The organism is Lactococcus cremoris subsp. cremoris NBRC 100676, from assembly GCF_001591705.1.
GTDB classification, from domain to species: Bacteria; Bacillota; Bacilli; order Lactobacillales; family Streptococcaceae; genus Lactococcus; species Lactococcus cremoris.
In genome coordinates, this window is sequence record NZ_BCVK01000076.1 from 1 (window position 1) to 9,951 (window position 9,951).

The window sequence follows — 9,951 nt, forward strand, 5'->3', positions numbered from 1 at the left end:
TAAATGCTAGAAAACTAATTATCCATAGAAAAATTGGGTTTTTCTTTTCATTAAGCCTTTGAATAAAAGGAAAAATCGCTAAAAGGAGGCAGGCGAAAGGAAAGAGATAGTGAACAGTTGTGGCTACGTAACCCGCGCGATAAATCAGACCGATGGGAAAAAGAAAAGATAAAGTAAATGAAATCAAAAGAAATTTTGCGCAATTTTTAGATGAGTTTTTGAAAAAGTAAGCTGGTAAGACAAAAATTATCGTAAAAGCAAGCGCTTCAAGGATTTGCCAAAGTCTGACATGATGAACCAGAAGGACATTTAGTCCGTCGCCAATCATTCGTGATGACCAAGTTTTATAATCGTTGACAAGATACGAAATCAGATTTCCATGAAAATCATGTAAGGCTGTGAAATATTGCGGGTCATCGCCGACAAGGCGAAAAGGCAGTGCAAGGCTAAATGTCAGCCAAAAAAGGGCGATAAGGCTGATGAGAATAAAATTTCTGCGGTTTTTTATTATTTTCATAAAAAGCTCCTTAAGTATTGGTTTTGACAGGATTGTCAAAACCTGATACATGTAGTGTATCAGCTAAAAGTAAGCGTTTTTATAGTAATAATAAAAAAAATCAGATTGCTCTGATTTTGTGTGCTACTGACTGATAAAGTCTGACAGACTTTCTATTTTCTCGTCAAATTTGACGAAAGTTCCATCAGCTCCACGTTTCATAAATGTTGGTACAGTGTTAATTTCGTGGGCTTTGCGAATGGCTTGCAACTCATTATCAAGGTCTGTATTTTCTGTATCAACATAGTAAATCGTTTTGTCAGCGTAGCCAGGAAGCTGTTTGGCAAATCTTCTGGTCCAGGGACAAGTGACACGTCCAAAAAGAACAAATTGTCCTTCTGTCAGTTCTGACAAACGTACAGGCGCAAGCGGTAGGACGTCTTTTATATTTTCAAAAAATTCTGTCCGCATCTCGCCTGTATAAGGTCTTTCGACCCATTCGCCGATGATGATAATGGTGTTGCCTTCTGGTGCGATAAAGGAAAACAGATATCTTCCATCAGCGCTTTTGGTAATTGGACTTAGTTGCAGTCCGAGTTCGATGATTTTGTCATGGATTTCATCGATTGTTTCTACTGAAATTGCCAACGTTTCTGGAGCTGGGTCATAGGTTTCATTGAGGGCTATTTCCTCTTCTAAACCTAGTTCTTTCCAAAAAATTTCGGCATTTTCCAAACTATTGACATTTAAAGTTATCATTTTTTTCTCCTCTAAATTTTTTCTAGGAAACTTTTGACCATAGAATAAGTAAAATGGTCATGATAATAATACTTACGACCAGTAGACTGTCACGACTTTGCCATTTGAGCTGACGATATTTTGTCCGCCCATCGCCGCCTTGATAACCGCGGCTTTCCATGGCTACAGCTAAATCATCGGCACGACGAAATGAGCTGACGAAAAGTGGAATCAAAATTGGAATGACTGATTTAATTTTTTTCAGCAGATTTCCTTCGCCAAAATCCATTCCTCTGGCTTTTTGAGCATTCATAATCATTGTTGTGTCATCCATTAATGTTGGAATAAAACGTAATGATATAGATAGCATCAAACCTAATTCGTGAACAGGAACTTTGATTTTTTTCAATGGACCCAAGCCTTTTTCAATTCCATCAGCTAAGGTCAATGGTGGTGTAGTTAAGGTCAAAATCGTTGACATAAAGATAATTAAAACAAAACGGAAGAAAATATAAACCGCATTAATCAAAGATTCTGTCGAAATCTTGATAAACCATAAGCTAAAAATGACATGTTGACCGTTGGTAAAAAGCATTTGGAAAATGACTGTGAACAGAATTAAACCAATCATTGGCCGCAGGCCACTTAAAAAGTAAGAGACTGAAATCTTTGATAGTAAGACACCGGCCAAAGTGTAAAGTACTAAAAGAAGATAGCCTAACCAATCATGAGCCAAAAAGATAATGACGACAAAAGCAATCATGACTAAAAGTTTTGAACGCGGGTCCATCCGGTGAATGATACTGTCACCTGGAATGTAACGTCCCATCAGCATATTTTGCATCAGTTTTCACCTCCTGAATTTACTAACAGACTTGTCAGTAAAGTAACAAGCTCAGCTCGTGTGATGGGTAATTTTTCAAAGGTGACCGCTCCTGTTTTTTGAAGTTGGTCAGCAAAATGCGTTGCCTTTGGCACGCCCAATTCATGTGCTTTCAAAAAATCAACCTCTTGAAAAACGTCTGACGGAGTACCGCAGCTAATGATATACCCTTTTTCAAGAAGATAAACATAGTTAGCATAATCAGCCACATCATCCATTAAATGAGTGACTAAGACAACTGTTTGTCCTGATTGATGAATACTTTCAAAAAGTTGCATCATTTCGATTCTAGCTTTCGGGTCAAGGCCTGCGGTTGGTTCATCAAGCACTAAAACTTCTGGTTCCATTGCAAGAATTCCGGCAATGGCAACGCGGCGCATTTGACCTCCTGAAAGTTCAAAAGGAGATTTTTCCCAAAATTCATCAGCAAGTCCAACCATTTCAAGCTTTTCAGCAGCGATTTTTTCAGCTTTTTCTTTAGGAATTCCAAAGTTTTGTGGGCCAAAAGCCACATCTTTTAAGACTGTTTCCTCAAAAAGTTGACTTTCAGGAAATTGAAAAACAACCCCTACTTTTTTGCGAACAGGTTTAATCTCTTTTTGTTTACTTGTTGAACTTACAACAATATCCCCAACGGTCACTTTACCCTCAGTCGGTTGCAATAAACCATTGAGATGTTGCAACAAGGTTGATTTTCCAGAACCTGTATGCCCAATTAAAGCCGTGTAACTTCCTTTTTTGACTTCTAAATCAATATCAAAAAGGGCACGACTGGCAAAAGGGCTGTTGGGCTGATAAGTATAATTTACTTTTTCAAATTTAATCATTTTTCTTTTTTCTCAAATCCAATAATATCCATTTTACTGACAGAAATTCTAGAGGACTAGAATTTCCTTGATTTGCCGATTCAACGCTCACCTTAATCGCCTTGAACTGACAGAAATTCTAACAGACTAGAATTTCCTTAATTTTCCGATTCAACGCTCATCTTAATCGCCTTGAACTGACAGAAATTCTAACAAGCTAAAATTTCCTAATTTTGCCGATTCAATGCTAATCTTAATCGCCTTGAACTGACAGAAAAATCTGTCAGTAAATCTAGCCCAATTTATCAGCTAAAAGCTCTACTAATTCATCTTCTGACAAATATTTTTCAGGTAAATCAAAACCATTTGTGCGCAAATCTTTCATTAGATTTGAAGAAAAGGGCACATCAAGTCCAATCTCAACCATATCCTCGCTAGTCGCAAAGAGTTCAGATGGCGCGGCTTCTTTAATGATTTCACCGGCTCGCATGACCAGAATTCGGTCAGAACTAGCTGCTTCATCAAGGTCATGAGTGATAGATAAAACCGTCAAATGATACTTATCTTTAATCTCATGAATCACGCGCATAATTTCGCTTCGTCCTATCGGATCAAGCATTGAGGTTGACTCATCAAGAATAATAATTTCAGGTCGCAAAGCAATAATTCCAGCTACGGCTACCCTCTGCTTTTGTCCACCAGAAAGTCTTGCCGGCTCACGTGTCTTAAAATCAAGCATATTGACAGCAAGCAAAGCCTCATCAACTCGCTTAATCATCTCTTCACGGGGAATTCCTTGATTTTCCATGCCAAAAGCAACATCGTCCTCAACCGTTGCCCCAACAAATTGGTTATCAGGATTCTGAAAAACCATCCCAATCTTTCGACGTAGATTCCAGACATTTTCAGCTGTTAATCTTTCACCGTCAATCTTGACAATTCCTTCAAATTCTTCAAAAAGTCCATCAATCAGTCGTGCAGTCGTCGATTTTCCCGAACCATTTTGCCCGATAATCGAAACCCACTCCCCTTTTGTAATCGAAAAGGAGACACCATTAAGCTGATTTACATCGCTTTCTTTTTCATATTTAAAAACTAAATTTTCCACTTCGAGAATTTTATTCATAGCCCTTATTATACCAAATTTTAAAGACTTTTAACCATTTAGTTTTATATTTCTACTAAAAATTAACCCGATTATCAGTAAATAAAGTGTCATTTAAAAATCTTTGCTAAAGTCTGAGCTTTTTTGCTATAATGTTAAGGAAGTTGGAGAAGTGTCCGAGTGGTCGAAGGAGCACGCCTGGAAAGTGTGTATACGTCACAAGCGTATCGGGGGTTCGAATCCCCTCTTCTCCTTAAAAATTTTTCCGAAAAGCTCTATCAATAGATTACAGAGCTTTTTTTCTATTAAAAAAATAGATTTTCTGCCTATTAAATGTTTTTTCTTATAAATAATCCCTGAAATAATTAAAGCTTTCGAATTATTATGCTTAAAAATTTGGTTTTTAGACTATAAATCAGCCAATATTATTTTTACTAATCAATATTTTTACTTTCAGATTTATATTTTAAGATTGCAAAATCCAAGAAATAGGAAGAATTTTTCAAAAATGAGGCTTTTTTGTATGGAAAAAGGTCTTTTTTTTTGTGAATTTATTCTCAAAAAAAGACCTTTTGGATTGATTTTCCTTTTTTTACTGGTTTGAAACTTTACCGAAAACTTATTTTATTAGACTTTTATTAGATTTTAATTAATTAATTTCATTTTTCTCTTGACTAGAAAACGTTTTTATAATACAATAAATCTTGTAAACAATAGTTGAAGCGCCCCATTAGAAAAAAGAAAGGATTTTAATGTTACTGGACTGAAATCAGGATGCGCTCATAGTCCCAATCGCAAAAAAAGGTTTTTAAAAAAAGGAGAATAAGAATGAATAAAAAGATTTTTGTACCAATGGCTACTATTGGACTACTAAGTTCGGCAATACTTTTCGCTAACTCAGCAAGTGCAGACACAAATATGAATGTTCAAGCACAAGATGGTATTGTCTCAACAGATGTTAATCCACTTTCTACTACTTCAAGAGGTCAAGTCCTTATTGATGGTACTGGTTCCAATGGTTTACACCTCACTTCTGGCAATACAGTTACCACAGGTCAACTTGATTTCACTTACTCTGGAAGTTTCCCAGTTGGATCAATTGGATGGAACCAGGAAACTGAATTCGTTCTTGTCCTTCCTAGTGAATTAGACGAGGCCGCTCAAGACCCAAGCTTCATTACTTATTTCAGCGGAACTTATGATGGTCCTGGATGGGGTGCAAACCCATATCAATATCAAACTTCTGATATTCGTATGGGCGTTGACAATGATGGGAATACCATCGTTCGATTCACTAACCCACCTGCTACTTGGGGAATTGCTAATAGCCTTCACTTCAATGTTAACATTGCACTTGACCTCGGAGATTTTGTCACACAGACAGGAATTCGTATCGCAGATGCAGTTAACGGCACACATTATAGTTTCAATGGTACGGTAGTAACAGACCATGATTACACTAATATTGCTGATGATAATACTGCTACTTCTTTAAATACACATGCCCTTGACCCTGGATACGACCTCCTTCAACAGGTTCCAACAATCGAAGATGTTTATGATACAGATACAACTATTTCCGGAACTGGTACTGTAGGAACAACAATCGAGATTAAAGCTGGTGGTAAAGTTATCGGCACTGGTACTGTAGGAACAAATGGTATTTATCATGTTACAATTTCTCCTAAACAAAATGAGAATGTAACTATTGAAGTCCGCCAAAACACTGGTGTAGGTATGAGTGCTGCAGCAACAACAACCGTTAAACATAAAGTCTCTGAAATTCCTGCGCCAAAGGTAAATACTATCCATGAAGGTTATACAGTAGTAACTGGTACTGGACATACTCCTGGTAATACTATTATTATTACTGATTCTTCTGGACAGGAAATCGGACGCGGTTCTGTTGACTCAGCTGGTAAATATTCTATTACTCTTACATCTTCTCAACCTGCTTATTCAATTCTTAATGTAGTAGAAACAGATGGTAAAGACACAAGTCCTATTACTCAAGTAGTAGTACAAGCTCCTATCCCAAATGCAATCACTCATATTGATAATTTTTCGGCCAGCCAAGACCAATATATCACAGGAACTTACACTGGATCTAAAGTAGCAAAAATCGGCCTTACAGTAGACAATGCTAAAAAACCTTTGATAAAAATTACACCTGGAAATGGAAATTTCTCAATCTTTACATCAACTTATGGTATCACAGCTAGTTCAACTGTTTTGGTAACTCTCTACGACGCAAATGATGTTGCTTTGACTTCTGGCAACAGTGTATCAGTTTTACCTTAAACAACTTTTCTAATATAGTAGTTTACTTCGACATGACTTCGTATATAAAAAAACCTTATATCATCAGATATAAGGTTTTTCGCTGAGTAATTTTTCAACTTCTATTTAGTGACTTCTAGTCCTAATAATTCTTCTTCAATACGCAAAAATTGATTATATTTTTCAACCCGCTCGCTTCTCGCCATTGAACCTGTTTTTATTTGTCCAGCGTGCATGGCTACAGCAAAGTCAGCAATAAAACTATCAACCGTTTCACCTGAACGATGAGAAATCATGGTCTTATAACCTGCTTTTCTAGCCAAACTAATCGCTTCAATCGCTTCGGTCACTGTCCCGATTTGATTTAGTTTAATCAAAATAGCATTTGCTACACCTTTTTGAATCCCTTCTTTGAAGATTTCGGGATTTGTGACAAAAATATCATCACCAACCAATTGAATTTTTTGACCTTGAACTTTCGTTTGAGCCGCAAAACCAGCCCAATCATGTTCTGAAAATCCGTCTTCAATAGAGATTAGGGCAGGATATTTTTCAACTAACCCCTCATAGTAGGTCAACAATTCTGCTGAAGTGAGCTTTTGACCTTCAAAATGATAGACTTTTTCTTTGTCATCATAAAATTCGCTAGAAGCCGGGTCAATAGCAATCGCAATTTCTTCGCCTGGCACATAACCAGCTCTTTCAATTGCTTGATAAAGTGTAGCAATGGCATTTTCCGTCGAACCAAGTTTTGGGGCAAAACCACCCTCGTCCCCTACGGCCGTTTCTAGTCCTTTATCAGCTAAAATTTTCTTCAAAGTATGATAGATATTTGCGATTTTTTCTAAACCATCGCGAAAACTAGCACGTTTTACAGGGGTAATCAAGAATTCTTGAACGTCAATTCCTGAATCAGCGTGCACTCCGCCATTGATGACATTGAAAAATGGTTGAGGAAGTTCCAAATCTACTCCACCAAGATAACGATAAAGTGGGATTTTTTCACTGTTAGCTGCGGCACGAGCAATAGCCATGGAAACACCCAATATTGCATTGGCACCTAAGCGAGACTTATTTTTTGTCCCATCAAGTTCAATCATCAGATGGTCTAATTTTGCTTGATTGAATGGTGATTGGCCTTTTAAGGCTTCATAAATTTCACCATTAACATTTGCAACAGCTTTAGAAACGTCTTTTCCTTGAAGTCGCGCTCCGCCATCTCTTAGTTCGACCGCTTCGCGATCTCCTGTTGATGCTCCTGAGGGAACTGCCGCCCGTCCCAAAGTTCCATCTGTCAATCTAACATCTACCTCAACGGTTGGATTTCCTCTGGAATCAAAAATTTCTCTTGCGTGAATGTTTTCGATTGTGACTGTCATAATAACTCTCCTTTTCTTTGCCTTTAATGCCATTGTAAGCCAAAGAAAAAATGGCAGACTACAAGGCAAAAAAGGCTTTGCTTTGTAGGCGCCATTAGATTCAAGTTATTTCTTGAAACCGTTTCGGGTGTGCACCATACCCATCTATCATTAATTTACCACTTAATTTTTACTAGGTCAAATTTTTGAAATCTATTTTTTTGATAAATTTATCATGTGTGAGCCGAACCATTACTATGCCCTGGGCTTCCATTAAGACCTTGAGCTTCACTGATAGTCATATAGGTATAATTCCCAGGATTTGCCACTGAACTATAATATCTTTGACTACTTGGACGATAGAAACAATAGCCAGCTTCCGCTACTCCCCAACCAGCGGGATTTGTGCTATAACCTCCACTTGCCACTGCCGAATTTTCTTGCGAATCTGAGCTTGCTTGAGCGGCAGCTGCTTGATTTTCTGCTGCTTGGGCTGCAGCTTTTTCATCTGCTATTCTTTTTTGTTCGTCATCTCTTTTTTTCTTGTCCGCAGCTGCTTTAGCCGTTTCATTATTGGCTTTAACTTTACTTGTATTGTCAATAATGTTTTGCGAAGCTTTATCTAACTCATCAAGTGTTTCAGCTTTATTAACTGAATCTATGCTCTCTTGAATTAATGTTTTGTCTGCAGCAGAAATATATGTATCACTTAGTAAACTTTGAGCACTTTTTACTGTCGAATTGAGTTGTGCTTTTTTATCATCTACTTCGTTTTTTGTTTGGATATTTGACTGAGCAGTTTCTAAAGCAGTACTGATCTCAGACATCTTATCTTCGATATCTGAAACTTTTTTAGCTTTTTTAATCTCTAGTACTAACTTGTCTAGTTGACTTTTATCTTGTGCTGACAGATTTTTATCTTTTAAAGTTGTTGCAACTGTTTTCAGTTGTTCTTCCCGTTGATTATGAACAGAAATTAGCTCTAATAAATTTTCAGATTCCTTTTTATAGGACTTTAATGACTGATAATTGTTTGCTTTTTGCTCTAATTTATCAAGGCTTGCTTTATCTTCTGATAAAATATTTTCATCATTTTTAAGCTCAGCAGATTGATTCAAAATATCATCGACTGCTTTTTGCTCAGATTTTACAACAGATACAAGGTGGTTAAGTCTTTTTGTCTCTGCTTTTATCTTGTCATTGTTTTTACTTTGATTAATTTGATGAGTATCTTTTTGTTCAGCTTTAACATCTTTTTGTGTTTCTATCGAAACATATTCCGATGATAAATTTGACAGTTTTTTATCAGACTTGGTTAGCTCTGTCCGAGCTTCTTTTAATTTAATTTGATTACTATGAACTGTCAATACTCCAGTTGTAGCAACAAATAAGATAAGAGTAACAAGCCAAAGAATCATATTAGTGATTTTGGAAATAAAATTCCCTGTATTTTTTCGTCCACTTAACAAATAATAAATAGTGAATCCTAAGAGTCCCAAAAATACGATTATTCCTAATACATTATTGATTGTTGATGTAATCATTATCAAAAATAAGACTACAAACAAAAAACCAAGTCCTCTCACGACCGAGCCTAAACTCCCTTTAAACTTTTACATAAAATCTCCTTTTTAACTTTTCCTCCTAATTTTATAAAGATATTCTTTCTTTTTCAAGCTTATTCTAACTTATTTATTATTTTTTAACTTTATTGATATAGTCTTAACATAATTCTTTGCTAAAATCTTCAACTAAAAATGTGATATAATCACTATAATTCGCTTTTGTCAGTAAAGACGGAGCTATTAATAAGGAAATTTAAATGAAAACACTACTTATTCTATGTGAAGTAAAATATTGGCATGATTTTCGGGAGGGCTTGGCTAAGGTTGGAGTTACTTTTCTTGGTTTCGATAAGAAAAAACCAAATCGAGCTGAAATTGACCAGCTCGTAGCCAAATCAGACTTTGTCATCATGAGAAATCGAAATGTGGCTCATCATTCGATTCAATTTGCTAAAGAAGCCTGCAAAGCAACTAATACTCCCTTTTGGATTAGCAGTAATTTTGGTTTGGAAACAATCATCAAACAATTAGCGCAAAATTTTCCAGATGAGTCCTTTGAAAGGACTGGTCAAATCAAGAAAACTAAAAGCCAAAATGGTAAAACTGCCTTGCAAAAGAAAGTTTCTTTATCTGAATCTGCTAAAGCTAAGGAAACTCAAAATTACTTAAAAGAGACAAAAAAACACCGCCCCCTCAAAACAGCGCTCAAAGAAATCCAAA

The 9,951-nt window shown here is 36.4% G+C and carries 8 protein-coding genes, 1 tRNA gene, 1 pseudogene and 1 riboswitch; of the genes and pseudogenes, 3 read left to right on the top strand and 7 right to left on the bottom strand.

Annotated features, from left to right (window positions below):
- The 5 genes and pseudogenes from LLA01S_RS11060 to LLA01S_RS11080 form a co-directional block, all read right to left on the bottom strand.
- Positions 1 to 517 (bottom strand): annotated as a pseudogene (locus LLA01S_RS11060) (DUF6056 family protein); the annotation flags it as partial.
- 123 nt (positions 518 to 640) lie between these two features.
- Positions 641 to 1,255: a VOC family protein gene (locus LLA01S_RS11065; protein ID WP_011675313.1), complete on the bottom strand. Its 615-nt coding sequence runs from the start codon at positions 1,253 to 1,255 to the stop codon at positions 641 to 643.
- Between the two features lie 22 nt (positions 1,256 to 1,277).
- Positions 1,278 to 2,078, bottom strand: coding sequence for an energy-coupling factor transporter transmembrane component T family protein (locus tag LLA01S_RS11070; protein WP_015081977.1), 801 nt, complete (start codon positions 2,076 to 2,078; stop codon positions 1,278 to 1,280).
- The gene (locus tag LLA01S_RS11075; protein ID WP_021165817.1) at positions 2,078 to 2,944 is read right to left on the bottom strand and encodes an energy-coupling factor ABC transporter ATP-binding protein; all 867 of its coding nucleotides are present in this window, start codon (positions 2,942 to 2,944) and stop codon (positions 2,078 to 2,080) included. The genes LLA01S_RS11070 and LLA01S_RS11075 overlap by 1 nt, the downstream gene beginning before the upstream one ends.
- Positions 2,945 to 3,215: 271 nt before the next feature.
- Positions 3,216 to 4,049, bottom strand: a complete 834-nt coding sequence (locus LLA01S_RS11080) for an energy-coupling factor ABC transporter ATP-binding protein (RefSeq protein WP_015081975.1) — start codon at positions 4,047 to 4,049, stop codon at positions 3,216 to 3,218.
- A gap of 145 nt (positions 4,050 to 4,194) precedes the next feature.
- On the opposite strand from LLA01S_RS11080, the gene LLA01S_RS11085 reads away from it, so the two are divergent.
- Both LLA01S_RS11085 and LLA01S_RS11090 read left to right on the top strand, forming a co-directional pair.
- Positions 4,195 to 4,282 (top strand) — tRNA-Ser (locus LLA01S_RS11085).
- 574 nt (positions 4,283 to 4,856) lie between these two features.
- On the top strand, positions 4,857 to 6,329 hold the full coding sequence (locus tag LLA01S_RS11090; RefSeq protein ID WP_061778316.1) for an Ig-like domain-containing protein: 1,473 nt from the start codon (positions 4,857 to 4,859) through the stop codon (positions 6,327 to 6,329).
- 101 nt (positions 6,330 to 6,430) lie between these two features.
- Here LLA01S_RS11090 and eno read toward each other — a convergent pair whose 3' ends face one another.
- Together eno and LLA01S_RS11100 are read right to left on the bottom strand one after the other, a co-directional pair.
- The gene (gene eno / locus LLA01S_RS11095) at positions 6,431 to 7,687 is read right to left on the bottom strand and encodes a phosphopyruvate hydratase (protein WP_011675306.1); all 1,257 of its coding nucleotides are present in this window, start codon (positions 7,685 to 7,687) and stop codon (positions 6,431 to 6,433) included.
- Positions 7,688 to 7,765: 78 nt separating this feature from the next.
- Positions 7,766 to 7,838, bottom strand: a riboswitch (Fluoride riboswitch).
- 61 nt (positions 7,839 to 7,899) lie between these two features.
- Positions 7,900 to 9,234 (bottom strand): hypothetical protein, encoded by a 1,335-nt coding sequence (locus LLA01S_RS11100; protein ID WP_255209989.1) that lies wholly within the window; start codon positions 9,232 to 9,234, stop codon positions 7,900 to 7,902.
- Positions 9,235 to 9,488: 254 nt separating this feature from the next.
- On the opposite strand from LLA01S_RS11100, the gene LLA01S_RS11105 reads away from it, so the two are divergent.
- Positions 9,489 to 9,951, top strand: a 463-nt coding sequence (locus LLA01S_RS11105) for a DUF2325 domain-containing protein (protein ID WP_061778317.1), incomplete at its 3' end; no start/stop codon positions are given.

Coding starts and splice junctions, on each gene's coding strand:
- LLA01S_RS11065 (WP_011675313.1), bottom strand. CDS start 1,255: ATGATAACTTTAAATGTCAATAGTTTGGAAAATGCCGAAATTTTTTGG.
- LLA01S_RS11070 (WP_015081977.1), bottom strand. CDS start 2,078: ATGCAAAATATGCTGATGGGACGTTACATTCCAGGTGACAGTATCATT.
- LLA01S_RS11075 (WP_021165817.1), bottom strand. CDS start 2,944: ATGATTAAATTTGAAAAAGTAAATTATACTTATCAGCCCAACAGCCCT.
- LLA01S_RS11080 (WP_015081975.1), bottom strand. CDS start 4,049: ATGAATAAAATTCTCGAAGTGGAAAATTTAGTTTTTAAATATGAAAAA.
- LLA01S_RS11090 (WP_061778316.1), top strand. CDS start 4,857: ATGAATAAAAAGATTTTTGTACCAATGGCTACTATTGGACTACTAAGT.
- eno (WP_011675306.1), bottom strand. CDS start 7,687: ATGACAGTCACAATCGAAAACATTCACGCAAGAGAAATTTTTGATTCC.